The organism is Mesorhizobium sp. M1C.F.Ca.ET.210.01.1.1 (genome assembly GCF_004791585.1).
Taxonomy (GTDB): Bacteria; Pseudomonadota; Alphaproteobacteria; order Rhizobiales; family Rhizobiaceae; genus Mesorhizobium.
This window is the reverse complement of sequence record NZ_SRUU01000083.1, coordinates 1-1,426: the sequence shown is the minus strand read 5'-3', so window position 1 is coordinate 1,426 and position 1,426 is coordinate 1. Positions and strand designations below refer to the sequence as shown.

Genomic DNA, 1,426 nt, shown 5'->3' with positions numbered 1-1,426 from the left:
GGTCGTGCCCCGCTGAGTGGTGTAGCTCGGCGGTAGCGAAGCCGCTCGCGAGCGCGCCCTCAACAGCGCCGTAGCGAGCGAGCGGCGTAGCGGTGGTCATCGATGTTCTTCGGTAGGGTTGGGTTGCTGACACAACCTGATTCGAAGGAAGCACCGATGACCGACGACATGATGGACCTGCGCACGCTCGTGGAGAAGACCCCCGACGCCGATATCTTGCGCGAGATGATCGGCTTTGCCGCTGAGCGGCTGATGGAGCTGGAAGTGGGCGCGGCGACCGGCGCGGCCCATGGCGAGAAGAACCCGCTGCGGCTTGTCCAGCGCAACGGCTATCGCGACAGGGACTGGGAGACGCGGGCCGGCACGGTCGAGCTGCGCATCCCAAAGCTGAGGAAGGGCTCCTACTTCCCCAGCTTCCTGGAGCCGCGACGCATGGCCGAGAAGGCGCTCACCGCGGTCATCCAGGAGGCCTACGTGCAGGGCATCTCGACGCGCTCGGTCGACGACCTGGTCAAGGCGATGGGCGCGAGCGGCGTCTCCAAAAGCCAGGTGAGCCGGCTCTGCGAGGAGATCGACGGCAAGGTGAAGGCCTTTCTCGAGCGGCCGATCGAGGGCGATTGGCCATACCTGTGGATCGACGCCACCTACCTGAAGGTGCGCCGCGGTGGCCGCATCGTCTCGGTCGCCGTCATCATCGCCGTCGGCGTCAACGCGGACGGCCGCCGCGAGGTGCTGGGCATGGAGGTCGGCACCTCCGAGGCCGAGCCGATCTGGACCGAGTTCCTGCGCAAGCTGACCCGTCGCGGCCTGCGCGGCGTCAAGCTTGTCGTCTCCGATGCTCATGAGGGCCTCAAGGCCGCCGTCACCAAGGTGCTCAGCGCCACATGGCAGCGCTGCCGGGTCCACTTCATGCGAAACGTGCTGGCGCACGCCGGCAAGAGCGGCCGCAGGGTCGTCTCGGCCTTCATCGCGACCGCCTTCGCCCAGGAGACGCCCGAGGCTGCCAGCGCCCAATGGCGTGCCGTCGCCGACCAGATCCGGCCGAAGGTGCCGAAGCTGGCGACAATCATGGACGAGGCCGAGCCCGACGTGCTGGCCTACATGACCTTCCCCAAGGAACATCGCACCAAGCTCCACTCGACGAATCCGATCGAGCGTCTCAACGGCGAGATCAAGCGGCGCACCGAGGTCGTCGGCATCTTCCCCAATGACGATGCCATTGTCCGTCTCGTCGGCGCGTTGCTGCTTGAACAGAATGATGAATGGGCCGTGCAGCGGGCGCGCTACATGACTCTTGAGACCATCAGCCAAATGAGCGATGATCCGCTCATCAGCCTGCCGGCAGTGGCGCGCTGATCAATTCCGGCCCATGCCGGAGAGCACGGCGACCAATGCCGTCAGCTACACCACTCCAGTGGGCACGATC

1 protein-coding gene is annotated in these 1,426 nt (G+C 66.1%); it reads left to right on the top strand.

All coding sequences use genetic code 11. From position 1 onward, the window contains the following. Nucleotides 1-156: 156 nt before the first annotated feature. The gene (locus tag EN853_RS32995) at nucleotides 157-1,356 is read left to right on the top strand and encodes an IS256 family transposase (protein WP_127863054.1); all 1,200 of its coding nucleotides are present in this window, start codon (nucleotides 157-159) and stop codon (nucleotides 1,354-1,356) included. The last annotated feature ends 70 nt before the right edge of the window (nucleotides 1,357-1,426 follow it).

Bases quoted from the DNA above. Each gene is read 5' to 3' on its own strand.
- EN853_RS32995 (WP_127863054.1), top strand. From the start codon at position 157: ATGACCGACGACATGATGGACCTGCGCACGCTCGTGGAGAAGACCCCC.